This window comes from Sanguibacter sp. Leaf3, assembly GCF_001425965.1.
In the GTDB taxonomy this organism is placed as follows: domain Bacteria; phylum Actinomycetota; class Actinomycetes; order Actinomycetales; family Cellulomonadaceae; genus Sanguibacter; species Sanguibacter inulinus.
Window position 1 is genome coordinate 394828 of record NZ_LMRH01000002.1, and the last position, 22167, is coordinate 416994.

24 protein-coding genes and 1 pseudogene are annotated in these 22167 nt (G+C 66.8%); 14 read left to right on the forward strand and 11 right to left on the reverse strand.

From position 1 onward, the window contains the following. The 3 genes from ASG53_RS20670 to ASG53_RS09200 all read left to right on the forward strand — a co-directional run bounded on the left by ASG53_RS20670 (position 1) and on the right by ASG53_RS09200 (position 3732). Positions 1 to 612, forward strand: a complete 612-nt coding sequence (locus ASG53_RS20670; RefSeq protein ID WP_082544044.1) for a DUF7507 domain-containing protein — start codon at positions 1 to 3, stop codon at positions 610 to 612. A gap of 834 nt (positions 613 to 1446) precedes the next feature. Beyond that, positions 1447 to 1908 (forward strand): Lrp/AsnC family transcriptional regulator, encoded by a 462-nt coding sequence (locus ASG53_RS09195; RefSeq protein ID WP_056131831.1) that lies wholly within the window; start codon positions 1447 to 1449, stop codon positions 1906 to 1908. Positions 1909 to 2562: 654 nt separating this feature from the next. After that, entirely contained in the window at positions 2563 to 3732 is a 1170-nt protein-coding gene (locus tag ASG53_RS09200) for an IS30 family transposase (RefSeq protein ID WP_082543941.1), read from the forward strand. Here ASG53_RS09200 and ASG53_RS19845 read toward each other — a convergent pair. Continuing rightward, entirely contained in the window at positions 3721 to 4485 is a 765-nt protein-coding gene (locus ASG53_RS19845) for a hypothetical protein (RefSeq protein ID WP_156382732.1), read from the reverse strand. The two genes, ASG53_RS09200 and ASG53_RS19845, sit on opposite strands and share 12 nt — an antisense overlap. A 653-nt stretch (positions 4486 to 5138) precedes the next feature. Here ASG53_RS19845 and ASG53_RS09205 point away from each other — a divergent pair. Beyond that, complete coding sequence (locus ASG53_RS09205; protein ID WP_156382733.1) at positions 5139 to 5597, forward strand: hypothetical protein; 459 nt, start codon at positions 5139 to 5141, stop codon at positions 5595 to 5597. 181 nt (positions 5598 to 5778) lie between these two features. Here ASG53_RS09205 and ASG53_RS09210 read toward each other — a convergent pair whose 3' ends face one another. Both ASG53_RS09210 and ASG53_RS09215 read right to left on the reverse strand, forming a co-directional pair. Continuing rightward, positions 5779 to 6366, reverse strand: coding sequence for a class I SAM-dependent methyltransferase (locus tag ASG53_RS09210; protein ID WP_162246145.1), 588 nt, complete (start codon positions 6364 to 6366; stop codon positions 5779 to 5781). Next, positions 6350 to 6682 (reverse strand): winged helix-turn-helix transcriptional regulator, encoded by a 333-nt coding sequence (locus tag ASG53_RS09215; RefSeq protein ID WP_235533887.1) that lies wholly within the window; start codon positions 6680 to 6682, stop codon positions 6350 to 6352. The genes ASG53_RS09210 and ASG53_RS09215 overlap by 17 nt, the downstream gene beginning before the upstream one ends. 108 nt (positions 6683 to 6790) lie before the next feature. Between ASG53_RS09215 and ASG53_RS09220 the strand changes: the two genes are divergently transcribed. Next, positions 6791 to 7633: an SDR family oxidoreductase gene (locus ASG53_RS09220; protein ID WP_056131842.1), complete on the forward strand. Its 843-nt coding sequence runs from the start codon at positions 6791 to 6793 to the stop codon at positions 7631 to 7633. Between the two features lie 130 nt (positions 7634 to 7763). On the opposite strand, the gene ASG53_RS09225 is transcribed toward ASG53_RS09220, so the two are convergent. Then, positions 7764 to 10301, reverse strand: a complete 2538-nt coding sequence (locus ASG53_RS09225; protein ID WP_056131844.1) for a hypothetical protein — start codon at positions 10299 to 10301, stop codon at positions 7764 to 7766. Between the two features lie 155 nt (positions 10302 to 10456). Next, positions 10457 to 10858 (reverse strand): nuclear transport factor 2 family protein, encoded by a 402-nt coding sequence (locus ASG53_RS09230; protein ID WP_056131847.1) that lies wholly within the window; start codon positions 10856 to 10858, stop codon positions 10457 to 10459. Positions 10859 to 10889: 31 nt separating this feature from the next. On the opposite strand from ASG53_RS09230, the gene ASG53_RS09235 reads away from it, so the two are divergent. After that, positions 10890 to 11306, forward strand: coding sequence for a winged helix-turn-helix transcriptional regulator (locus tag ASG53_RS09235; protein ID WP_156382734.1), 417 nt, complete (start codon positions 10890 to 10892; stop codon positions 11304 to 11306). 5 nt (positions 11307 to 11311) lie between these two features. Here ASG53_RS09235 and ASG53_RS09240 read toward each other — a convergent pair whose 3' ends face one another. Continuing rightward, positions 11312 to 12082: a TetR/AcrR family transcriptional regulator gene (locus ASG53_RS09240; RefSeq protein WP_235533888.1), complete on the reverse strand. Its 771-nt coding sequence runs from the start codon at positions 12080 to 12082 to the stop codon at positions 11312 to 11314. A gap of 21 nt (positions 12083 to 12103) precedes the next feature. On the opposite strand from ASG53_RS09240, the gene ASG53_RS20310 reads away from it, so the two are divergent. Further along, positions 12104 to 12466 (forward strand): hypothetical protein, encoded by a 363-nt coding sequence (locus ASG53_RS20310; RefSeq protein ID WP_235533889.1) that lies wholly within the window; start codon positions 12104 to 12106, stop codon positions 12464 to 12466. On the opposite strand, the pseudogene ASG53_RS20675 reads toward ASG53_RS20310, so the two are convergent. Next, positions 12392 to 12562 (reverse strand): annotated as a pseudogene (locus tag ASG53_RS20675) (TetR family transcriptional regulator); the annotation flags it as partial. The gene ASG53_RS20310 and the pseudogene ASG53_RS20675 sit on opposite strands and share 75 nt — an antisense overlap. Before the next feature lie 73 nt (positions 12563 to 12635). Here ASG53_RS20675 and ASG53_RS09245 point away from each other — a divergent pair. Then, positions 12636 to 13937 carry an MFS transporter gene (locus tag ASG53_RS09245; RefSeq protein WP_056131852.1) on the forward strand — a complete coding sequence of 434 codons (1302 nt, stop codon included), beginning with the start codon at positions 12636 to 12638 and terminating at the stop codon, positions 13935 to 13937. Beyond that, positions 13934 to 15745: a glycoside hydrolase family 3 protein gene (locus tag ASG53_RS09250; RefSeq protein ID WP_056131855.1), complete on the forward strand. Its 1812-nt coding sequence runs from the start codon at positions 13934 to 13936 to the stop codon at positions 15743 to 15745. Before ASG53_RS09245 ends, ASG53_RS09250 begins: the two co-directional genes overlap by 4 nt. A 2-nt stretch (positions 15746 to 15747) precedes the next feature. Here the strand turns inward: ASG53_RS09250 and ASG53_RS09255 are convergent, their stop codons facing one another. From ASG53_RS09255 to ASG53_RS09270, 4 genes are all read right to left on the reverse strand, one after another. Then, on the reverse strand, positions 15748 to 16287 hold the full coding sequence (locus tag ASG53_RS09255) for an MFS transporter (RefSeq protein ID WP_162246146.1): 540 nt from the start codon (positions 16285 to 16287) through the stop codon (positions 15748 to 15750). A 108-nt stretch (positions 16288 to 16395) separates the two neighbouring features. Further along, positions 16396 to 17298: an AAA family ATPase gene (locus ASG53_RS09260; RefSeq protein WP_082543944.1), complete on the reverse strand. Its 903-nt coding sequence runs from the start codon at positions 17296 to 17298 to the stop codon at positions 16396 to 16398. After that, positions 17285 to 18736 carry a Mu transposase C-terminal domain-containing protein gene (locus ASG53_RS09265; protein ID WP_156382735.1) on the reverse strand — a complete coding sequence of 484 codons (1452 nt, stop codon included), beginning with the start codon at positions 18734 to 18736 and terminating at the stop codon, positions 17285 to 17287. The genes ASG53_RS09260 and ASG53_RS09265 overlap by 14 nt, the downstream gene beginning before the upstream one ends. 11 nt (positions 18737 to 18747) lie before the next feature. Further along, positions 18748 to 19314 (reverse strand): recombinase family protein, encoded by a 567-nt coding sequence (locus tag ASG53_RS09270; protein ID WP_056131862.1) that lies wholly within the window; start codon positions 19312 to 19314, stop codon positions 18748 to 18750. Positions 19315 to 19618: 304 nt separating this feature from the next. Between ASG53_RS09270 and ASG53_RS09275 the strand changes: the two genes are divergently transcribed. The 5 genes from ASG53_RS09275 (at position 19619) to ASG53_RS09295 (ending at position 22140) form a co-directional block, all read left to right on the forward strand. Further along, positions 19619 to 20095 carry a DUF2975 domain-containing protein gene (locus ASG53_RS09275; protein WP_056131864.1) on the forward strand — a complete coding sequence of 159 codons (477 nt, stop codon included), beginning with the start codon at positions 19619 to 19621 and terminating at the stop codon, positions 20093 to 20095. Positions 20096 to 20098: 3 nt separating this feature from the next. Further along, a complete protein-coding gene (locus tag ASG53_RS09280) occupies positions 20099 to 20353 on the forward strand; it encodes a helix-turn-helix domain-containing protein (RefSeq protein ID WP_056131874.1) in 255 nt (84 codons plus the stop codon). Between the two features lie 452 nt (positions 20354 to 20805). Beyond that, positions 20806 to 21354 carry a hypothetical protein gene (locus ASG53_RS09285; protein WP_156382736.1) on the forward strand — a complete coding sequence of 183 codons (549 nt, stop codon included), beginning with the start codon at positions 20806 to 20808 and terminating at the stop codon, positions 21352 to 21354. Between the two features lie 291 nt (positions 21355 to 21645). Next, entirely contained in the window at positions 21646 to 21858 is a 213-nt protein-coding gene (locus tag ASG53_RS09290) for a hypothetical protein (RefSeq protein ID WP_156382737.1), read from the forward strand. A gap of 48 nt (positions 21859 to 21906) precedes the next feature. Further along, positions 21907 to 22140: a cold-shock protein gene (locus ASG53_RS09295; protein ID WP_056131883.1), complete on the forward strand. Its 234-nt coding sequence runs from the start codon at positions 21907 to 21909 to the stop codon at positions 22138 to 22140. Positions 22141 to 22167: the final 27 nt, after the last annotated feature.

A 22167-nucleotide genomic window follows, 5' to 3' on the forward strand; every position in this document is an offset into this window, starting at 1 on the left:
ATGGCACGTGGGTCCACGACCAACACGGCAACGGCCACGGGCGTCCCGCCCACCGGTCCGCCGGTCGAGTCGCCGCCCTCGACGGTCGAGATCCCCTCGATCGCCGCGCCGGCGCTGACAATCGTGAAGACGGCCGATCAGACTGTCATCACACGAGTTGGCCAGACGATCACCTACTCCTTCCTCGTGACCAACACGGGCAACGTCACGGTGTCCGACGTCGACGTGGTCGAGGGAGCGTTCACTGGCAGTGGCCAGCTAGGTGCCGTCACGCCCGAGTCGGTCGCGACACTGCTGCCAGGAGCGTCGACGACGTTCACGGCAACATACGTAGTGACCCAGGCAGACCTTTCGATGGGTTCTCTGTCGAACACGGCAACCGCCACGGCCGTGCCTCCGGGTGGTAGTCCCGTGACGTCACCGCCATCAACGGTGCAGATCACTGTCAACGTTCCGGCGGCGCCCCCGTCTCCAGGGAACATGCCGCCGCTGGCGCAGACCGGCGCCGGGGTGGCAGGAGTGGTCGGGATCGGCGTAATTCTCGTGCTCGGCGGTGCAGGTCTGACTCTGGCCGCCCGGCGCAGGCGAGGTGATGAAATCACCGCTGGTTGATACCTGCGGGGAGCAGGTGGCGTGACCTGATCTGTCGTCTGCGGGCGGGTCATCCACAGGTGGCCACAGTGCGTTAGTCCAGCACTGTGGCCACCACTGCGCCCGTACGAAGAGCCTCGCCTCTTGGTCTGCGATCCGAGGGGCCATGGGATCCCATTCAACTGAATGCGGGTCCCGGGGCCGTGCGAGCACGGCCCCGAACACGGTTTGGTTCAGTGGCATCGAGCGTGTCTCATCTATCTCAGGCAGTTGACGCCGCCGCGTGCGGAGTGCGTCGAGGCCCTGAAATGGTCCGGTTCTTGACCTGGGCGCGTGCGAACTGCCGGCCGGCGACCTAGTCAGGGGTCTTCGATGCGATCGCCGTTGGCCAACGTCTGGGCTCGTCCCGTTGGGCCCACGCTGGCGAAGACCGATCAGCTCAGCTTTGTCAGCCGGGAAGCGCTGGCTACCGGCACGAACTCCAGCTGTCCGCTGCGTTCTGCTGCTCTACCGATGGGCGCCTCGCTCTGGCCGCGCTCTCGGTCATCCCGCTGTCGGGCCTCGGGATGACAGGTGGTCCCGCGCTCTACCCCGAAGGTGCGATTGGGCGCACTCTGTCGCGCTCGCACTAGCGCCGTTCAACGGGCGCGCACGCCGCGTCCCCTCAACGGTGGAACGGTTGCGCCCAACGCGGGGTGGCACCCATCCGCAACCGCCCCGGCTGCGAATATACCCATCCAGAATCTAGACTTCTACGAACGTAAGACATCGGGCAGCGTTCGCGTTGCGTGAGTAATCGCCCAACCAACCGTGGGACTTAAGAAGCTAGGTCCCACATCCGGAGGTAACCTCACAGTGGACGAGATCGACGCCAAAATCCTGAACGCCGTGCAGCGCGACCCCCGCATCACCCTTGCCGGCCTTGCCGCTCTCACCAAGTCCACCCTGTCGACATGCCACCGGAGGCTGCGCCGCCTCGAGGGGGCGGGCTACATCGCTGGCTACCGAGCCATCATCGATCCCGAGCGCGTCGGTCTCACGTTCCACGCCCTCGTCTTTGTATCTTTGGAGCCCGGGACTGTCGGCAGGTTTGAAGAGTTCGAACAGGCGGCCAGCCTTCTACCGGAGGTGATCGAGGTACTACGCCTCAGTGGACGTCCCGAGTACGTCTTGCGAGTCATGGCCAGCGATTCTGCCGGTTTTAACACCCTCTACGATGTCCAATTGTCCGATCTTCCACGAGTTGCGTCTCTACAGTTGGAGCTCATCCTTGGGGTCCCTGTACCAGCTCGAGCCATTGCGGTTTCCCCGCCTTGACCCCAACGCCGGCATGACGCCCCCTGGATCGCTTTCTTGTTCCCAGTATCGCGACAGGTCCACTGGCAAGGACGTGTCGCCTGGGTCCCCGCCGATCCGCTCGGGACCGCACTTTGAACGTTGTCCGGTCCGCTAGCGAACCTTATGCGTGGAGTGGCCCGTCCGCGCGTCGCGTCGCGTAGTTCGAGCCGGTCTACCCCTTGCCCGATAACTGCGGATTCTTCGCCTCAGACGTCGTTGTCAGAGGGGGCGACGTAGCTGTCTCGCGTGTGACGCGTAGCGCCCTTGACGGCGGTTTCTGTGGCGAGATGATCGGGCGGCGGGGGCCCCACAGACCATCCAGGCTGTGCACGGGTCGCGCTTACGTAGTCGCCGGCTGGTGTTGCTGGGGTGAGGGCGCGAGCGGTGTGCGGGCGGTCAGGTGGTCAGAGGGCACTCAGGTTGTCGAGAGATATCCGGGCCGGTGTCCGTGCCGGCCCTGACCTGCGGGGACCGTCCTTGCCCTTGGGTGGCTGCTGGACCGCCTTACGTGGGCTCGTGGGAGAGCCCACGGCGCGGCGCTGCTGGGCGGCCTGGTGTGGTGCGAGCTCGCGACCATAGGCGAACCGCAAACGATGGTGGACTCAACCGATCACCGCACCACCCTCGGGCAGGATGACGTACCGGAGGTGTGATGTGGCGTTGACGCGGATGCAGGCTGATGTGGTGTGGGACAGGTGGAGGGCTGGAGACTCAAGCCGCTTGATCGCTCGAACGGTGGGGTGCAGCCCAGCTGCTGTCCGCGGTGAGCTGGCCAGGAGCGGAGGGGTGCGCCCTGAGCCTCGACGGCGGGATCCCGGTCACTTGAGCAGCGGTGAGCGGGAGGAGATCTCTCGTGGTTTGGCTGCAGGTCTTTCGAGCCGGTCGATCGCGCATCAACTCGGACGGTCGCCGTCGACGATCTCGCGCGAGATCGTCCGGAACGGTGGTCGCCATCTCTATCGTGCGTCGGTTGCGGACGTGGCTGCCTTCGACCGGGCGCGTCGGCCGAAGGTCTCCCGCCTAGCCGCGGACCCTGCGCTGCTTGCAGATGTGCAGGGCAGGCTCGAGGCGGACTGGTCGCCTCAGCAGATCGCGGTGTGGCTCAAGCAGCAGTACCCAGATCAGGCCTCCAAGTGGGTCTCTCACGAGGCGATCTACCGTTCCATCTACATCGCAGGCCGGCGTGAGCTCGGCGACAGGCCCTCGAAGCATCTGCGATCGGGGCAGTCTGTGCGCCGACCGCGTATGGTCCGGGCGACTGATGGGCGAGGGCGTTTGAGGAACATGGTCTCGATCCACCACCGTCCAGCCGCGGTCGAAGACAGGGTCGAGGTCGGGCACTGGGAAGGTGACCTGGTTATGGGCCGACGACCCTCGGCCGTGGCGACGTTGGTTGAACGCTCGACCCGCTTCGTGCGCGTCGTAGCTCTGCCCGATGGGTACAAGGCCGACGCTGTGCGTCGGGCGCTCCGCGACGACCTCTCTCAGCTACCAGCCTCGATGCGCAAGTCGCTGACCTGGGACCGTGGCCGAGAGATGGCAGGACACCAGGAACTCAGCGTTGACCTGGGCATCGAGGTCTACTTCTGCGACCGTCGCAGCCCGTGGCAGCGCGGCACCAACGAGAACACCAACCGTCTCCTGCGCCAGTACCTGGCCAAGAGCGCAGATCTCCGCTCGTTCTCCATGCGCGACCTCGACGACTTTGCCGAACGCATCAACACGCGCCCGAGGCGGGTCCTGGACTGGGCCAGTGCCCGTGACCGCTACTGGTCGCATCTCCAGGCTGTCTTACAGACCTGAAGGAGGCGTCAGTTCGCATTCTGGTAGAGCGTGAACGGGTACAGCGTCGTCGGGGAGGGCATCGGCTCCGATCGCTCGCCAGTCTTCGCCGAGGACGCCGTGAAGACCGAAAATGCAGATTAGGCTCGTCCAACGTTTGATCGCGTCGGCGACAGTGGCCCGCACAGCCAGCTCGAATTCCTCAAATCCCTCACCCCGTATCGCTGCCAGATGCAGGGCCTTGAGAACTGGGTTGGTCTCGATGGCAATTTCTTCGACTTCGTTCCACATCTCGTGTGAGGATCGCGCCTTGACCGCACCCCCTCGGAGCTGATCGAGGTGGTAGTAGCGGCCAGCGTCAGCGTAGTTGCGCAGGGTGCGGACAGCCGCGTTCCAGACAGGGTCCTTCTCAAGGGTGCAGACCCAAGACTCCAAGAGACGTCGATGCTCCCAGTCCCCGTCTCGCACCGCAGTGGCGAGCTCTGCTTGCAGGCGTGCGTCCATCTCATCGAGCGCGTGGCCCCATCCGTCTCGAGTAGAGCCCATCTTCGGCCACCCCTCGCCGCGAGAGACTGCAGACGTCCCCAAGGCCAGCTTCATCAGCCGCTCGACCCCGATTGAGTACGTCGCCAAGATGGCGTCAATCTCAGCGTCAAACGATTCTCCACTGCGTAGTAGCCGGTCAGCAGTCGCCAGCACACGACGGGCTGAACTCACTTCAGGAAGCAGCGCGTGGCTCCACTCGCGGCTCGTGAACTTCGACTGATGGCGCACGATAGAGATCCTACGCACCTGCGTCCGGCTATCGGGGCATAGCGACGCGATTCCCCTAATGATCTGTAAAGGGTCTCGATGCTTGAGGGGCAGATGAGGCGATCAGAATCGGGCGCGGCGGGTCCGATGTCGACTCGAGCCACCAGGTGCCAGGATCTACCCTCGAGAGACAGCGGGGTGGTGCGGTGATCGGTTGAGACCGCCATCGTTTTTGGGTGAGGTCGCGGCTCGGCCAGTCTGAGTGCGACACGCCGGCCGCGGGCGCACCGAAACCCGCTCCCGAAACCTCGTCCGCCCGAAACCCAGCATCAGGCGTTTCTGGTGAATCCAGGGAGGGGGCGTTGCGCCTCCCGCACCTGGGGACGCCCTGACCAGGTCCCGCAGAGCCAGTGCCATGCCCGGCACTCAGTCACGGAGTCTTTTGGTGAAGTTTGATCAGGCCCGTTGAGCCATCTTCGGCTGATCGACCACAGCCGGCGTCACGACGGAGCGCTAGAGGGTCATCCGCCAGCCGTAGGCGACAACGCCCCTCGCGCACCGTGCCGAACGTGACCTGAGGTGCAGTTGTAGGGTTGCGGCAACTTTGTCGGGGACGTCATTCCTGGCTTCGACAACCGGTGTGAGCGGCGGCGATGGTTGGGCGCGGAGGTCTGATGAGAGCGTATGCAGGTCTGTGGGGGACGATGTTCGGCGTCGTCCTCGTGGCTGCGGTGACCTCGACGGCGATGATGGGCCCGCCGGGGCGCCGGAGCTATCTCGACGCGGAGCTGGCAGAGGCGGTCGCGAACCCAGCGTCTGTGGTCGCACTGGTGCTGGGTGTGCTGGTGGTCCTGCTGCCTCTTCCCCCTGGGCGGTCCTTCGCCGCGGCCACGGAGACCCTCGCGATCACCGTCCTGGTCCTCGTCGGCGCAGTCGTCGCGTACCGCGCCGTCGTGGGGGCGGACGACGACCGTGAGTTCGACGCGGGATCGGTCGAGGCGTGGCTGCTCAAGGCTGCCGGGATCCTGGTCGTTATGACGCTGCTTGCGGTGCGCGCCGACCTAGCTCGGCGACGGCAGAGCGTCGCACGACGACCTGCTGGAGGGCGCAGCCCCCGAGGCACCCGTCCCTGACCCAGCGCAGCCGACGCCTCAGGGGCCAGCGACCAACAGCTCTTGGGCCAGTAATTCGCCGGGGCCGAAGGTCTGGAGCCCGATGGTGACCGGTCCGGAGCGGTGATGAGCGCTCTAGAGATCGTGCGGGTCACAGCACGACGTGAGTTGAAGAAGTCGTGTCTCTAGAGGGGGCCGGAGGTCATGGACGGACAGCGTGCAGCAGGTAGCCAGCTGTCGTCTGCCTCTCGTCGATCTCCTCGAAGCCGGTCTGTGCGAACATCTCGACCAGCGACGAGGGAGGGCCGCCAGAGGGTGGGGTGAAGGCGCAGACGACCTTTGCCCTTGGGCGAAGGGCTCGGTGGAGCTCTCTGAGGCCTGCGTGCGGGTCGGGCCAGAAGTGGAGGTTGTCGACGACCATCGCGGCATCGCACGAGCAGTCTTCGACCGGGAGGTGTCCAGCGCTGCCCAGCAAGAGCACCACGCGCCCAGCCTCGATGGCGTCGGCGTTGCGGGCTGCTGCGTGCTCGTGCATGAGCGCGGAGTGGTCGACACCGTAGACCTGCACCTCAGGGTGGACCTTCAAGAGCGTTGCGATTCCAACCCCGGGCCCGAAGCCGACCTCCAGGACCCTCCCTCGAGGGGGGAGAGAGCCGAGCAGAGCCACCACCTCGCGAGCCATCGACGTTCCTTCTTGCGCCATCAGGCGTCCACCTGCGTTGCCGTCACGCCCGGCAGGGCGCACGAACATCTCGTACATGCCCATCTTCAGGTCACTTCCTCTCGTCATGGCTGTGCGGTTGCCATTCGGCATGATCCTCAAGCCCGAAGACGCTCGCCGGGACCGTCATGGCCCAGGTGTTCATGGCGTCCAGGACAGGTCGGAGCTGATGTCCCACCGGGGTCAGCTCGTAGACGACGCGTGGGGGGATCTCGGCGTATGCCGTGCGCGTCACCAGGTCGTGCGCGACGAACTTGCGCAGGCGGCTGGTGAGCGTGTGCGCGCTGATGCCTGGCAGTGCAGCCAGAAGCTCGTTGAACCTGTGCGGTCCCGTGAGCAGCTCCCGCACGATGAGGGTCGCCCATGGTCCGTCGAGCAGGCTCAAGAACCGGGCGACCCCGCACTCCTGAAGGTCACAGTGGTCGAAAGACATGGGCACTGACTCCAATACTGCAGTTGACGTAACTGATGCATCGTATGCAGTAATGGTCGCATGACTTTCATCGTGCACGGCGCCACCGGCGCCCAAGGTTCCCCCGTCGTCTCCGCCCTCCTCGCTGCCGGGCACTCCGTCCGCGCCGCAGTCCGCGACACATCGAAGGTCGAGGGTGTTGATGCCGTTCAGGTCGATGCTTCCTCCGTGGAGTCGCTGGCTGCCGCCTACGAAGGTGCTGAAGGAGTCTTCGTCCACCTGCCGCTCGGGCACCCCGACGCCCAGCGTGAGCAGGCTCTGGCGATCGGCGCCGCGCTCAAGAAGGCCAAGCCCGCGCGCGTCGTGTTCTCCACCAGCGGCTATGCGGTCGACGTCGAGGGCGATAGCCAGGACGCTCCCAACGTGATGGCTCGCGAGCTCGCTGCGTCCGGCGTCTCCTACGCCATCGTGGCACCTCGTCTGTACCTGGAGAACTTGCTGCTTCCCCCCATGATCGCCGCGGCGCGGCAGGGAGAGCTGCCCTACCCGTTGCGTGATGACTATGCGACGTCGTGGAGCTCCCACCTCGACGTCGCTGACGTCGTCGTGCGTCTGCTCAGCTCCACCGAGGTCTCTGGCGTCGTCGGTGTGGGTGCGCTCCCGGGGCTGCTGGGATCGGACCTTGCCGAGGGGTTCTCCGAGTACTTCGGGACGTCGGTGAGCTACACGGCGATCACACCTGAGGAGTTCGGCGACATGATCCGTCCACTCTTCGGAGAGGATGCGTCCGCTCCCGTCGTGGCTTCCTACGAGTATCGCCTCGGACAGCCTGACGAGGAGATCGACCAGGCACGGTCCGCGCAGGCCCTGCTGGGCGTCCAGCCGCGATCAGTGGTGGAGTGGCTGCGCGCGATGGGCATCTGACCCTGCGGCGCTGTGAGGAGGGGAGAGGCGCCTAGCGCCTCTCCCCTCCTTCGTCTTCGCCGAGGCGGTTCCTAGCACTGGACCTCGCTCTGAGGTTCACGCCGTGGGGTATGCCTCGCCACGGCCGTGGTCATCTGTGCCGGGCCAGCGCCTGGCCGAGGTAGACGCCGGTGACGCTTCGTGGGTCTTCGGCGACCTGTTCCGGTGTGCCGGTGGCCACGATGTGGCCTCCGGCGGCGCCTCCGCCAGGGCCGAGGTCGATGATGTGGTCGGCGTTGGCGATGACGTCGAGGTCGTGCTCGATGACGATGACCGTGGCTCCCGCACCGAGGAGCCTGTCGATCACGGAGAGCAGCACGCGCACGTCTTGTGGGTGGAGGCCGACCGAGGGTTCGTCCATCACGAATAGGGTGCCGGCCTGGTTGCGGGGTAGCTCGGCGGCGAGCTTGAGCCGCTGGGCCTCGCCACCGGAGAGCGCGGTGGTGGTCTCCCCGAGGGACAGGTATCCGAGGCCCAGGTCGACGAGTGTCGTGAGCTTTGCGTGGGTGCGTGGCAGTCCTGAGAGGGCTGCCGCGGCTTCGACGACAGGCAGGGCTAGGAGCCGCGGCAGGGACATCGGCCCGACGGCCGTGGCCAGCTCGATCTCGGCCGCCGCTGGGCTGTACCGCGAGCCCTGGCAGGTGGGGCAGGGGATGTCGACGTCGGGCAGGAACTGGACGTCGAGGACCACCTGGCCCGTTCCCTCGCACCGGGGGCACCGCAGCGACCCGGTGTTGTACGAGAAGTCCGCACCCTTGAGACCGCGCTGTCTTGCGGCGTCGAGCTGCGCGAAGCTGCGGCGCAGGTCGTCGAGCACGCCGGCGTAGGTGGCGATCGTCGACCGGATGTTGGTCCCGACGGGTGTCGCGTCAACGACGTCGACGCGGTCGATCCCGGCGGTCTCGAGCGAGCGGACGTGGCTCGGTAGGTCGTCGCCCTGGTGCCGGGCGGCCAGCGCGGGGACCAGGCTCTCGAGGATCAGCGTCGTCTTGCCGGACCCCGACATCCCGGTGACGGCCGTGAGCCTGTTCTTCGGGACGGACGCCTGGAGGGCGTGCACCGTGTGGATCTGACCCGTGCTGATCGTGACGGCGCCGTCGGCGAAGACCTGGTCTGCCGGGACGCGGTCTCGGACCAGCGTGGGCTGCGCGGCGCTGAGGTAGCCCCCGATGACCGACCGTGGGTCTGCCGCGACCTCTGCGACAGGCCCTGTCGCGATGACGTGCCCGCCGTCTGCTCCAGAACCGGGGCCGATCTCGATGATCCAGTCGGCCTCCCGCAGCACCTGGACGTCGTGGTCGACGAGCAGGACGGAGTTGCCGTCCTCGAGGAGGTCGTCCATGACCCCGATGAGGCCGGCGATGTTCTCCGGGTGCAAGCCGATGGAGGGTTCGTCGAGGACGTAGAGGACGCCCGAGGTCTGGTTGCGGACGGCACGGGCGAGCTGGACGCGTTGGCGTTCCCCGGTCGAGAGCGTGGTGGTGGCCCGGTCCAGGGTCAGGTACCCCAGCCCCAGCTGGACGAGGCGGCGCGCGGTGTCGGTGAGCTGCTCGACGATCATCCGTGCCATCGAGTGCATCTCGGAGGGCAGGTCGGGCACCACCGACGGTGCCCAGACGACGACCTCGTTGAGGGTCTGGGCCGTGGCCTGGGCCAGGTCGATCCCTGCGACGTGGGTCCCACGAGCCGCTTCGCTGAGCCTGGTGCCGTGGCACGCCGGGCATGTCCCGGCAGTGATGAACCGGTTGACTCGCGCCAGGCCCTGCTCGCTCGTCGCCTTGTTCATCGCTTCGCGCACGGCTTGCCGGGCGCTGCGGTAGGTGAAGTTGAGGTCGAAGAGCTTGCCGCTCTTGGACGGCACAGTGATCTGCCGCTTGACCGCGGGCCCGTCGAGGACGGTGTGGCGCTCGGAGTCTGAGAGCTCGGCGTAGGGGACGTCGATGCGCACGCCGAGGGCCTCGGCGACCTGGGGCATGACGGCGAGCCCGAACATGCCCCAGGGGGCGACCGCCCCGTCGGCGATCGACCGTGACGCGTCGGGGACCAGGCGCTGGTCGTCGACGTCGCGGACCACGCCGGTGCCCGAGCACGTCGAGCAGGCGCCGTCGGAGTTAAAGGCGAAGGTCTCCGCGCCCGGGGGGTAGAACACAGCGGCGCACACCGGGCAGGTGAGGTCGAGGTTGGCCGCGACGTCGATCGTGGGGGAGAGGCGGTGCCCGTTCGGGCACAGGTGCGAGCCGAGCCTGGAGTACATGACCCGCAGGACGTTGAGCAGCTCGGTCGATGTGCCGAAGGTCGACCGGATGCCGCCGGCCTGCGGGCGCTGTCGCAGGACCAGGGCTGCCGGGACGTGGCGGACCGAGTCGACCGCGGCACGGGGCGCATGGGTCATCCTGCGGCGGGTGTAGGTCGAGAGGGCCTCGACGTAGCGGCGCGACCCCTCGGCGTACAGGACGCCCAGCGCGAGCGAGGACTTTCCAGACCCGGAGACGCCGGCGATCGCGACGAGCTGGCCGAGGGGAACGTCGACGTCGACGTCCGCGAGGTTGTTCACCCGGGCACCGCGAACCTCGATCGCTCGGGGCGCGGAGGAGGTGGCGCGGCGGATGCTCTCGTGGGGCTCGGCCATGGTCGGTCCTTTCGTCTCAAGCGGTGATGGGCAGTGGGGGAGCACGATCGGTGCGACCACTGACGTGGTCGCACCGATCGTGCTCGTTGCCCAACAGGCAGAGGGAAGGGGCCGACGCGCCGTGGCAGTCCGCTCCTTCCCCGAAGGGCCTGCGATCAGACGTGACCCCAGAAGGTGTTCTCCGAGGCCGCGTCCTCGGAGAAGAGATGCACCTCGACGATCTTCCCGTCGCGGACGGTCAGCAGGTCGATCCCCGACATGTCCATCGATGCGCCGGTGCGCTGGCCGGAGAACCGGACAGGGACGGCAACCATGTCGCCGTTGACCATCGCGTCGCCGCTCACGACGAGCTGGAAGGTTCCTTCGCTGGTCTCCATCATGCCGCCGAGCAGGGCGCCCACGCCCTCGACTCCCGTGTGGTCTCCGGAGAACTGGTGCGCGCCGGGCTGGTGCCAGACCACGTCCGGGCTGAACAGGCTCATCGCGGTCGGGACGTCTCCGCTGGACAGTGCGTCGAAGTAGGTGGCGGCGGTCTGCTCAGGGGTCTGGGTGCTCATGATGCTCTCCTCTGTTGGATAGTGTGACTCCATGGTTGCATTTGGTAACCTGTTACCTCAACGTAACTGGGAAGAGGATCTCGTGTCGCAGCCAGAGTGGAACGTCATGGTCTCGTCCTGCCCGTCGCGCACCTCGCTCGCGCGCATCGCCAACAAGTGGACCGCGATGATCGTCATCGCGCTCAGCGGCGGGCCGCTGCGCTTCGGTCAGGTTCGAGAGGCCGTCCAGGGAATCAGTGGGAAAGTCCTTGCAGAGACGCTGCGCGAGCTCGAACGTGACGGTCTGGTGACCCGCACCGCTTTCGACGAGATGCCTCCGCGTGTGGAGTACGAGCTGACCGCACTGGGTCAGACTCTGCGAGACCCGCTGACGGCCTTGGCCCGATGGGCGGAATCTCACGTGGGCGAGGTGCTCACGGCCCGAGCCGGGTACGACATGGCCCACTGAGCCGATCACGTCGAGTGTGCCTGGTCTGGGTTCAGCAGACCGGCGAGGTGGGTGTCGAGCTCAGCGCCGATGTCGACCGCGAGGGGGTCTGCCATCCACTGGCGTTGCAGACCGTCCCAGAGCGCCACCAGGGTCGAGGCCTCGAGGCGCGCGTCAGAAGGCTGGAGCAGACCTCCTTCCAGGGCAGCCCGGTGCAGGAGGTTCTCGAAGTAGGCGAGGGTCCGTGCGAACCGTGCCGAGAAGTAGTCGTGCGCCGGGTGACTGCTCACGACAGCCTCGCACGACATCGTCGCGTAGAGCGCTATGAGGCCCGGTTCTTGCTCTTCGTCGCGACGTGCGTCGTCGCCGGCTGATCGCAGGATCTGCGTGGCGGACGCGGTGGGTGCCTTCTCGTAGAGCACGAGCTCGGCGTCGCGGTGGCGCAGCACGGCTGTCAGGAGGTCTTCCTTCGACCCGAAGTAGTGCCGGAGCGTGGACGCGCTCGATCCGACCTGGGCTGCGACCTCGTTGAGCGTCGTCGCGTGGAAACCTTGTGTGGCGAACAGCTCCACGGCCGCGCTGATGATGCGTTCCCGGCGTTGTCTGCCTGGGGCGTATCCCTCGTGCTCCTCGTGGCCGATCGTCGCCAGGCCGACATGATCGACCGGTGCCTGCGCATAGGCGGTGGTGGCCTCGGCGGCCCGGGACGGGGCCAGCGAGTGCTTGAGGACGACGTCCGCCGACGGCTGGTCGGGGAGGTAGGCGGAAATAACCTGCTGCCCCTCCCAGATCGCCACGAGCCGACGCACCTGCCTCTGGTGGTCGATCGCGACTACGTCGTCGACGAGCAGGCGGCCGACGACTCGTTCCCGCCACCGGTGCAGCTGGTCGTACCAGTCGTGCGCAGGATGCTCCTCGTCCCAGCCGGCCACCGCGAGGGAGACCTCCAGTCGCGTCTGCACCGGATCAGCGGCGACGTCGCGGACGTGCTGCAGGAGTGCGTCCACAGTGCGGGGCTCAGCGAGGGGCGTCGCACACTCTTCCAGGACCGCCACGAGCAGGAGGGCTTTCGAGGGGAAGTGCTTCTGGAGGCCAGGGTGGGAGATGCCTGCGGCTTCGGCGACCTCGCGCAGCGAGACGGCCTCGAATCCCCGGTCGACGACGAGCCGGCGGGCCGCTGAGAGGATCGCTGACCGTGTGCGCATCGCGCTCTCTGCCCTGGTCTCCGCTTGCGCTCGCACCGAACCATCCTGCCCCACATCGAGTTCCCAGTCCATCGAGATTCGGTTGCCAGAGAAGCGAGATTGGGTCTATGGTCGCGCTGTTAGGGCGCGATCAAAGGAGATGCCCATGAGCGAGATCCATACCCCGGCAGCGTCAGCTGGTCACCACGCCGCCGGTCCAGCCGGCCCTAGAGAGCCGCTCCTACTACCGCGTAGCTACCTGACGATGCTCGGTCTGGGGAACTTCGGGCTGTACTTCGCTGTTCTGACGCCCGTCTTCGTCTCTCTTGCGTTCAAGCTTCAGCACATCACCGAGACTCCGTCCGAGGCCGCTGCTGCTCTCGGGCTGGTCTCTGGTGTGGGAGCGCTCTTCGCCCTGGTCGTCAACCCCATGGTGGGTCGTCTCTCGGACAGGACGACGTCGAGGTTCGGGATGCGCCGACCATGGATCCTCGGCGGCGCGTTGCTCACGCTCGCCGCACTGACGTTGATCGGCGCCGCGGAGAGCGTGTGGGTCGCGCTTGTGGGGTGGTGTCTGGTGCAGGCAGGCGTCAACGGCTCTCTCGCCGCCTTCAACGCGACGATCTCCGACCAGGTGCCAGTGGCCCGACGCGGGCTCGCATCAGGGATCGTCGGTGTCACGACCAGCCTCGCGATCTTGGCGGGCAGCTTTGCCGTCAACTTCATCGACAGCGACCTACTGAGGTTCGTCGTGCCGGGCATCGTCGCCCTCGTCTTCGTCGCCTTGTTCTCCCTCGTCCTCCACGACAAGGTCTTGGAGACCAAGCCAGCCACGAGGTACGGCGTCCGAGACTTCTTCGGGTCCTTCATCTTCAACCCCCGCAAGCACCCCGACTTCGGGTGGACCTGGTTGACGACTTTCCTCGTGATGTTCGGGTACGCAGGTGTGGCGACCTTCCTCCCCCTCTACCTCACAGAGCGCTTCGAGCTCGACGAGCGCACCGCGATCACCTTCATCCTGGTCTGCAACATCGCCTCGACGATCGGTCTGGCGATCAGCGGGCCTCTCGCTGGCGTGCTCTCCGACCGCCTCGGACGGCGACGCCCGTTCGTCGCCGCAGCGAGCCTGATCATGGTCTCCGGACTGGTCGTGCTCGCCTTCGCCCCGTCACTGTGGGTCGTCGTCGCAGGCCAGGCGATCATCGGGCTCGGCGCCGGCGCGTTCCAGTCTGTCTCCCTCGCGCTGGCGACCCAGGTGCTCCCTGACCAGCACGACGTCGCGAAAGACCTCGGGATGATCAACGTCGCCAACGCCCTGCCCCAGTCGATCGCACCGGCCATCGCCCCTGCCGTCATCGCCCTGGGTGCGACCACCGCTATCGGCGGGTACTCGCTGTTCTACCTGGTCGCGGCCGTCGTCGCCGTGACCGGAGCCATCACCGTCTACAGGATCAAGGAAGTTCGATGACCGACGAGAACACCGTCACCCCAGCCCCCCTCGACACCCGGTACCTGGACCCGGCGGTGCCCGTCGACGAGCGCGTGGAGATCCTGCTCGGCCAGATGACGCTCGAGGAGAAGGCAGGGCTCTTCTTCCACACGATGATCTCGATGGGCGAGGAAGGTCAGCTGTCAGGCGGAGACGCAGACTGGGACATCCCCTCCACGCACGAGTACGTCGTCGGGCGCGCCATGAACCACTTCAACCTCCTCACCGGTGGGACGGCGGAGGAGATGGCGCGCTGGCACAACCGCCTCCAGGCGCTGGCGGCCAGCACCCGCCTGGGCATCCCGGTCACCGTCTCCAGCGACCCCCGCCACTCCTACAGCGACAACCCACTCGCAGGGCTGCTCGCTGGCGCGTTCTCGGTCTGGCCCGAGACGCTCGGGCTCGCCGCGACCCGCGACGCCTCGCTCGTCGAAGAGTTCGGGAACGTCGCGCGGCAGGAGTACTCAGCCGTCGGCATCCGGCTCGCGCTGCACCCGCAGGTCGACCTGGCCACAGAACCGCGCTGGGCCCGACAGCTCGACACCTTCGGTGAGGACGCCGAGGTGACCGCGACCCTCGGGGCGGCCTACATCCGCGGGTTCCAGGGCCCGGCCCTCGGCCCGGGATCTGTGTCCACCATGACCAAGCACTTCCCGGGGGCAGGCCCGCAGAAGGACGGCGAAGACCCCCACTTCGCCTACGGTCGCGAGCAGGTATACCCGGGAGGACAGTTCGACCTCCACCTCGTGCCCTTCGAGGCCGCGTTCGAGGCGGGCACGAGCCAGATCATGCCGTACTACGGCATGCCGGTCGGCACAGACCTCGAAGAGGTGGGATTCGGCTTCAACCGCTCGGTCATCACGGGGCTGCTGCGAGAGAAGTACGGCTTCGACGGCATCGTGTGCACCGACTGGGGACTGATCAACGACTCCGAGGTCGAAGGAGAACCGTTCCCCGCGCGAGCCTGGGGCGTCGAAGATCTCTCCCCGCGTCAGCGCATGCTCAAGGTCATCGAGGCCGGAGCCGACCAGTTCGGAGGAGAGGCCGACCCAGCGATGCTGGTCGACCTGGTGCGGGCCGGCGACATCTCCGAGACGCGCATCGACGAGTCCGCGCGGCGCCTCCTGAGGGAGAAGTTCACGCTCGGTCTCTTCGACACCCGGTACGTCGACGTCGACGCTGCGGTCCAGCTCGTGGGTTCGGCAGCCTTCGTGGCTGCTGGGCAGGCCGCCCAGCGCGCTTCCCTCACCCTCCTGGAGAACACCTCGCTGACCGAGGGGGGAGCGCCGTTGCTGCCTCTGGCTCGCGGTTCGCGGCTGTACGTCGAAGGCATCGCGCCGGAGGTCGCAGCAATGTACGGGACTGTCGTGGACGACCCTGCGCAGGCGGACGTGATCATCGTCCGGACGCACGCGCCGTTCGAGACACGGGCGACGGTCTTCGAGAACTACTTCCACGCGGGCTCCCTCGACTTCAGCCCAGAGGTCCTCCAGCACCTGGCGGACCTGGCGGAGCACGCTCCTGTGGTCGTCGACGTGTTCCTCGACCGCCCGGCGATCCTAGGACCGGTCGCCGACCGGGTCTCTGCCGTCATCGCGAACTATGGAGCGAACGACAGCGCACTGCTCGACGTCCTCACCGGCGTCGACGAGCCACGAGGCGCCCTGCCCTTCGACATCCCGGCAAGCATGGAGGCCGTGCGCAACAGCCGTCCCGACGTCCCCTTCGACACCGACTCCCCGAGATACAAGTTCGGCCACGGTCTTCGCTACACCTCACAAGCCTGACCTCAGGAGTCGCTGACGGCTCCCACTGGCCCTGGCGCGGGCGGGCGGGCTGCCCTCTCGCGCCGACCAGACAGCGTGAGGGGGAGTGAGAGCCCTACGAGCAGCGCCGCGACGAGAGCGACTGTGGTCGTGCCACCAGTCAGCAATGCGTGCCCGCCGAGCCAGGCGCCGGCGGCGATCCCGACGTTGAACATCGCGTTGACCACCGCGGGTGCAGCGTCGGGGACTGTGCTCGCTCGCAGGGCGGCGGCATTGAGCAGGGTCGGCACGGCGCTGAACGCGACCCCCCACACGACGACCGACACGATGACCCCCGTCGCGCTCTGGGCGACGAGAGCGACTACCCCGAGCGCGGCGGCGGTCACTAAGACTGTCGCACGCAGGAGGCCCACGGGGAACCGGTCTGCGAGGGCACCCGCCAGCACCAGGCCGCCTACGCCAGCGATTCCGTACGCGAGCAGGACGATGCTCAGGGCGTCCTGGGAGACGCCTGCGGAGAGCAAGATTGGCGACACGTAGGTGTAGGCGGTGTAGTGCCCCACGGTGAGGACGACGGTAGTGGCCCCGACCAGCTGCAGTCCTCGCCCGCGCAGGGCCGAGAGCACCTGGCGTGTAGATCACATCGCTTGGTGGCGTGCTTCTGGTAGCGGTCAGTGGCCGATGAGGAGGGCTTCTCTGGCGGCGTCGACGAGCTCTGGGGTGAGGGTGTGAAGGTCGTTGATGGTCTGGATGCGTTCGATCTGGGTGGCCAGTCGATCGAGGAGTCGGAAGTTGCCGGCTGTGATGCGGGCGATGGTGGCCAGGGCGGTGGCGTGCGCGATCGGGTCATGCTCGGTGTGGTGCTGTGCGGGTAGCCGTGCGGTGAGCACAGCGGTGAGCTCGTCGGTGCCGAGGGGTCGGTACTCGTGGGCGAAACCGATACGGCTGTAGAGCTGGGGGTAGCGAGCGAGGCGCTTTTCGATGCCGGGCATGCCGATGAGGATGACGCCCATGTGGTGGCGGTCGTAGTAGTCGCGGACTTGCTCGAGGCCGGTGCTCTTGAGCCTGTCGGCTTCGTCGATGATGAGGAGCTCGGTGCGCCCGGAGGAGCGCGAGGCGTCGTAGAGGTAGGGGTCGACGAGGCCGAGCTCGGCGTAGTCGATCGCGTAGGAGATCGCTTGGCAGGCTCGGGGTAGGCCTTGGTCGATCTGCTTGATGGTGGCGGCCACCGTGGGGGTGTAGAACGCGGTGCGTGCTTCTAGGACGCGTGGAGGTACGGGTCCGACGGTGTCGGCGACCACGGACTGCCACTGCTCCCAGGCGTCGACGCCGGCGTAGTGACGGGCTGAGAGCGTCTTGCCTATCCCGGGTGGGCCCCAGCACAGTCCGATGTAGCGGTGGGTGCGCACGGTGTCGGCGAACTCGGTGAACCGCCGGTGCTCGCGGGTGCTGTGGAAGGACGGGACGGTGTGAGGGTGCGGGGCGGCGGAGTTGACTTCGTCGAAGGTGCCGGTCAGGAACCGCCGGCCATCGTCGTCTTTGCCGAGCACGGAGAGCTTGTTAGTCGGTGGCATACAGACGCAGTCCATGTCGTGGTCGGGGCTCTGGGGCCGGTGGCGGTGTTGTGTCGTCGGTGCTGACTGCTGGTGGGGTGTAACGGGTATCGCCGGGCAGGGCACTAGCGAGGGTGCGGTGTTGGCGGAGCTGGTCCTTGAGGTCGCGGCGGCGTTGGCGGCGGGCGGCTTGGAGCTGGTCGAGGGAGATCGACTCGGCGGACAGCTCGGGGGCGATCGCCCGGCACAAGAACTCGTCGTTGAAGTACACGCGGATCTCCCCGACGTCGCGTGGGTTGAAGCGGACGGTGACCTGCTCCCCGACGTAGGCGGCCAGGACCGTGGAGAGGTAGCGAGTCGAGGCGAACTGGATGCCGTCGCGCTGGACCTTGCGGGTGGTGGCCGCGGTGAGCAGGAGCAGGTCGAGGTCCTCGGGGTGGGCGGGGCTGCGTGGGATGAAGCCGCTCGCGCTCCACCGGTCGGTCGGCTCCTGGTGGGTCTGGGAGTGGGTGCGGGTGTTGTACTCGGCGACGATGTACTGCTCGAGGATGGCGTCGAGGTCTTCGAGCGTCAGTGCCGGGGTCGTGACCGGTGCGCCGTTGGTGCCGTGCGGGATGTACCCAGGCAGGTGCGGCAGGAGCTCAGTGGTGATGGTCCGGTAGAACCGTTCGATCTTCCCCCGCCCTTGAGGGATCCCGACACGGGAGTGGATCAGCCGGATGTGGGTGTCCAGGCAGACCTGCTCGAGGCGAGCGGAGGTGAAGTCCGAACCATGGTCGCTGTAGAGGACCTCGGGCAGCCCGCAGACCGGCCAGCCCGGGTTCGTCTTGGCGTTGACGGCCTGGTGCAGGGCGAGCGCGGTCTGCTCGGCCGAAGGTGCGCCGAGGAAGAGGGTGTAGCCGGCCACGGCGCGGGAGTAGTCGTCCAGGACCACAGTCAGCCACGGGCGCACCTGGGTTCCCTTGGCGCCGAGGATCGCCACGTCCAGGAGAGTGTGGTCGACCTGCCACTGCTCGTTGGGTCGCTCGGCCGAGCGCCGCAGCACCAGCTCGAACCTGTCCCGGTATCCCGCGTCCCCGTGCTCGGCCAGAGCGCGCAGCCCGGGATCGATCCCGGTGACTAGGCTCCGGACGCTGGAGTAGCTGGGGGCAGACAGGCCGCGGTCATGCGCGATCCCAGCCACGCGGCGGTGGATGAACGCCACTGTGGGAGCTGGCTTTGCCAGGGCGAGCGCTTCGACTATCTCGATCAGCTCTGCCGGGATGCGGCGCTGGCCATGATCGCTGCGTTGGCGCCGAGCGAAGCTGTGCGAGGTGGGGTCAGCCCGGTAGGCGCGCGCCCAGCGCGAGAGTGTGCGCAGCGGGACTCCCGATTCGGCTGCCAGCCGTGTCCATGGGACACCGTCGTCGTGCTGGCGCAGGAGAGCGATCTTGTCGGAGACCTCCCACCGCGCCGGCACGTCCCCTCACCTCACATCGGGCGTGCGTCTTGGGCGAGGTGGCGGTAGATCGTGCCGCGCGAGACCCCGAACGTCTCAGCGATCTGCTGGACCGTGTAGGACTTCTCGTCGTACATCGCCCGTGCCTGGCGCGCCTTGGTCGCCGTCATCTTGAACCGGCCCCCACCCTTGCGACCTCGGGCTCGGGCGGCGGCAAGGCCGTCCTGGGTGCGCTCGACGATCAGGTCGTGCTCGAACTCGGCGATGGCGGCGAGCATGTGGAAGAACAGGCGGCCACCCGGTGTCGTGGTATCGATGCCCTGAGACAGCGCCTTGAGACCGATGCCTCGCTGCTGGAGGCTCTCGACGACTTCCTTGAGGTTGCGCACCGACCGCCCGAGCCGGTCGAGCTTGGTCACCACGAGGGTGTCACCTGAGCGCAGGTAGTCCAGAGCGTCGTCGAGCGCGGGTCGCTTGGCCAGCACTCCCGAGGCGTGCTCGACGAACACCTTCTCGCACCCCGCGGCGGCGAGCAGGTCTGTCTGCCCGTCCGGGTTCTGCTCCCGGGTCGAGACGCGCGCGTATCCGATCGAAGCCATGACCCGAATGTACCGTCAACGTCCCTCGCGGCACATAGGTCTCGGACACGGGCCATGAGACACGGCGCGCCGATCTGGACGCTCGCCTGCCGTGGTGTCTCGTGGACGGTCGTTTACGGCGCGCATGCCGCGGCCGTTTGGGTTCATCATCTCGGCAGTTCGCCGCGCGCCAGATCGCGGTGTCGCGACGGCGGCCCGCCACCCCGTCCTGCTCCGTCCGGAGCGAAGGTGAAAAACTGGCCGCGCGCCGTCCGCGCAGCTCGATTCGATTGACTTTCGATAGATGTCTGCTGATACTCGATGTATGACTCGCGGTCTGACTCGAACCCTTCAAGTTGTCGTCGTCCTATCGGGCCTCGGCCTCCTCTTCGCCCAAGTCGTGGTCGTGCCGGTGGTCTCCGGATGGATGGCGACCGATTTCCCGGAGTTCGCTTGGGCGCGATGGCAGCTGGCCATTTCGTTGATCGCCTTCCTTGCCTGCATCCAAGCCACACTGCTGGCCACGTGGGAGCTGCTAGGCCGGGTTGCTCGTCACGAGATCTTCGACGCTGGTGCGCGGCGGTGGGTCGATGTCATCCTCGGCGCCCTCGGTGCTGGATGGTGCATCGTGCTGGTTACCAGCGCATGGCAGACGATCCAGAACGTTTCTGCTCCGTGGATCGTCCTAACTGAGTTGCTCAGTCTCATGGTTGGACTCGCGGTCGTCCTGCTGGTCGTCGTCCTCAGAGGCCTGCTCGTCCGAGCGACGGAGCTCAAGGTCGAGATGGATGCGGTTGTCTGAGCGATGGCCATTGTCAGTCGGATCGATGTGCAACTTGCGCGTCAGAAGATGAGTGTCAAGGAGTTCGCCGATCGGGTGGGCATCACGCCGGCCAACATCGCAATACTCAAGAACGGTCGAGCCAAGGCTGTCCGTCTGTCGACGCTGGATGCGATGTGCCGCGCCCTCCAGTGTCAGCCAGGCGACCTTTTCGAGTGGGTCGACGACGAAGCTGGGGACGCAGATGTCGGCGATACCGGCGTCCATGACTCCCGGTGACGAAGAGGCCGGGCGGAGCGGATCCGCGCGACCCTGAGGCCTGTCCTGGTTGGGTACACCCGATGCGAGATAGGTGTCGCAGAAGTGCTGAACCGGACCCTGTCGGCAACCGCAAGTCACCTGGCCGAAACCGCCGCCGAGCGAGCACAGAACACCGCCATCTACCGATCAAGTCCATACGTCGGAGGCCAGGGGTTGGACGAGACGCCTTGCAACCCTAGGGATGCGAGGCGGTGGCGCGTGTCGGGTTTCCGGCCGTGAGTGCGCTCATGTGAGCGGCTCGGCGGTTTGTCGGCACGAGCTCGATCTGCCAGCGTCCCGGTCGGGCGATAGGTTCAGGCCATGGGGGACTGGCGATGAGTGAAGAGTGCGACCTTCGGCGGCTCCCGTCCGGGGTGGTCGAGCTGCTGCGACGCGCTGCGCAGTCAGAGGTGCTCGGCACCGTCGAGAGCATGGCGCTCGTCTTGTCCGAGACCGGGTGGACTCGAGGGCTTCGGAGCGGCTCGTGGTCGTTCGTGGCCGATCCGTCGTGGTCTGTCGAGTCTGCGGGCCATCCTCCCTCGCTGTCGATCTTCGTCCGCGGCGACGACGTGCAGCAGGAGCGATGGACGGAGTCGTTGCACGCCTTGCTGAATTCGGGGCAGGTGGGGCCGTTACGTCGAGCGGAGCCTGTGTGGAGCTGGAGCAGGTGGTTCGCCGGCGACGTTGAGATCTCTGTGAGCCTCTCTCCTCAGAGTTGGCACGGGGCCCACCGCATCCCGGCGATGATGCAGCTGGCGGTCGAGCGAGCTGACGCGCCAGCCGAGGGACTCGCCCCTGATCCCCAGTGCGCTCGACGCAGGGCGGCAGAAGGTTCAGCGATCGCCCGCTGGTACCTGGCGGGGGAGGACACCTTGCCGGACGACGTGGTGGAGATGCTCGCAGCAGACGACGACCCGTCCGTCGTGACTGCCGTCCAGATGAACGAGGGGCAGCGACGGATCGTCCACGATGAGCCTTGACGGTCGGTTCCGCGCGGCGCGGTTCTCGCCCGCTCTCCGGGCACAGCTGTTCGACGATCCGGTCGATTGATGAGACGCCTCGCAACCCATGGGTTGCGAGGCGTCTCTTATCGGCAGCGCCGCTCCCGATCGCGCTTCGTGGGCGACTCGCCCTGGGAGAAGGTTCCCGCACACCATGTGAAGCTGAGTGCGTTCGTGCTGCCTAGGTCGGCGGGACCTCAGCCCCTAGTCGGGAGCTAGGGGCTCCTGAGAATCTTGCGAGACGGGCTGAGCATGGAGGAATGCGCTGCGGTGGTCGATGGGGTGGAGGAGATGGTCCCGAGCCTCAGCAACCACACCCTCACCACGTCCGCAGCCCTCAAGACCAAGTTCGCCAAGGGTTCGGCATCCACCTTCGACCCACGCCACCCGGGACCCATCCTGACGAACCCCGCCGGAGCTGCCACGACGGCTGCCGCGCTCACCACCCTCAGGTGCGGTCGGGAACAGCAGCTCGTCGACTAGAACCAGACGATGTTCAAGACCTTCAAGATCACCAAGTAGAGGCGAGCGATGGACAACCTAGAGCACGGCAAGGGCGTCGTCGTCTCCTGGGACGCCGAGGGCGGCTTCGGTCATCTCCAGATCGACGACGGTCCTGCAGTCTGGGGCTTCTACTCGGACATCGAGATGGACGGCTACCGGACGCTGGAAGCAGGCCAGAGGGTCGAAGCGACCTACGAAGCCGTGGAGGACCAGGATGGCTTCAAGTGGCGGACTGTGCACATCAAGCCCGTCAGTTCCTGACCGTGGTCGTTGTTTCTGCTGAGCTGG

Excerpts from the sequence above, each read along its gene's own strand:
- ASG53_RS09225 (WP_056131844.1), bottom strand. The coding sequence starts at position 10,301 with ATGGCCGAGCCCCACGAGAGCATCCGCCGCGCCACCTCCTCCGCGCCC.
- ASG53_RS09285 (WP_156382736.1), top strand. The coding sequence starts at position 20,806 with ATGGCGCTCGTCTTGTCCGAGACCGGGTGGACTCGAGGGCTTCGGAGC.
- ASG53_RS20670 (WP_082544044.1), top strand. The coding sequence starts at position 1 with ATGGCACGTGGGTCCACGACCAACACGGCAACGGCCACGGGCGTCCCG.
- ASG53_RS09295 (WP_056131883.1), top strand. The coding sequence starts at position 21,907 with ATGGACAACCTAGAGCACGGCAAGGGCGTCGTCGTCTCCTGGGACGCC.
- ASG53_RS09205 (WP_156382733.1), top strand. The coding sequence starts at position 5,139 with ATGAGAGCGTATGCAGGTCTGTGGGGGACGATGTTCGGCGTCGTCCTC.
- ASG53_RS09250 (WP_056131855.1), top strand. The coding sequence starts at position 13,934 with ATGACCGACGAGAACACCGTCACCCCAGCCCCCCTCGACACCCGGTAC.
- ASG53_RS09235 (WP_156382734.1), top strand. The coding sequence starts at position 10,890 with ATGGTTGCATTTGGTAACCTGTTACCTCAACGTAACTGGGAAGAGGAT.
- ASG53_RS09275 (WP_056131864.1), top strand. The coding sequence starts at position 19,619 with ATGACTCGCGGTCTGACTCGAACCCTTCAAGTTGTCGTCGTCCTATCG.
- ASG53_RS09260 (WP_082543944.1), bottom strand. The coding sequence starts at position 17,298 with ATGCCACCGACTAACAAGCTCTCCGTGCTCGGCAAAGACGACGATGGC.
- ASG53_RS09210 (WP_162246145.1), bottom strand. The coding sequence starts at position 6,366 with ATGACGAGAGGAAGTGACCTGAAGATGGGCATGTACGAGATGTTCGTG.
- ASG53_RS09245 (WP_056131852.1), top strand. The coding sequence starts at position 12,636 with ATGAGCGAGATCCATACCCCGGCAGCGTCAGCTGGTCACCACGCCGCC.
- ASG53_RS09220 (WP_056131842.1), top strand. The coding sequence starts at position 6,791 with ATGACTTTCATCGTGCACGGCGCCACCGGCGCCCAAGGTTCCCCCGTC.
- ASG53_RS09280 (WP_056131874.1), top strand. The coding sequence starts at position 20,099 with ATGGCCATTGTCAGTCGGATCGATGTGCAACTTGCGCGTCAGAAGATG.
- ASG53_RS09200 (WP_082543941.1), top strand. The coding sequence starts at position 2,563 with ATGACGTACCGGAGGTGTGATGTGGCGTTGACGCGGATGCAGGCTGAT.
- ASG53_RS09230 (WP_056131847.1), bottom strand. The coding sequence starts at position 10,858 with ATGAGCACCCAGACCCCTGAGCAGACCGCCGCCACCTACTTCGACGCA.
- ASG53_RS09270 (WP_056131862.1), bottom strand. The coding sequence starts at position 19,314 with ATGGCTTCGATCGGATACGCGCGCGTCTCGACCCGGGAGCAGAACCCG.